The following is a 336-nucleotide window of genomic DNA, read 5'->3' on the forward strand; positions in this document are numbered from 1 at the left end:
GCCGGCACGGTCGGCTGCACCGCGGACTCCAAGTGCCGTACGAGCAGCGGGGCTTCACCGTGGTCGGCGACGGCCGCGGCGGTGTCGATCCACAGCCACGTGGCCTCCTCGCGGGTCAGTACGGTGTGCACGTCCTCGGGGTCGGCGCCCTCGTACTCGGCGAGCCACAGCAACGCGTAGGCCCGCAGGCCCGGTTCGTCACGGGCGCGGCGCACCTCGGGCTCGGCGGGCGCGCCGACGACGCGCAGGGCCTCGAAGGCGAGGCCGCGCAGCAGGGCGTCCTCGCCGCGGGCTGCGTCGAGGAGTTCGAGGACGGCGCTGCCGGTGTCGCGGGCG

The 336-nt window shown here is 76.2% G+C and carries 1 pseudogene; it reads right to left on the bottom strand.

The window, feature by feature from the left end:
• A pseudogene (locus tag G3I40_RS43570) lies at window positions 1-336 on the bottom strand (hypothetical protein); the annotation flags it as partial.

Source organism: Streptomyces sp. SID14478 (assembly GCF_010548525.1).
Lineage (GTDB): Bacteria > Actinomycetota > Actinomycetes > Streptomycetales > Streptomycetaceae > Streptomyces.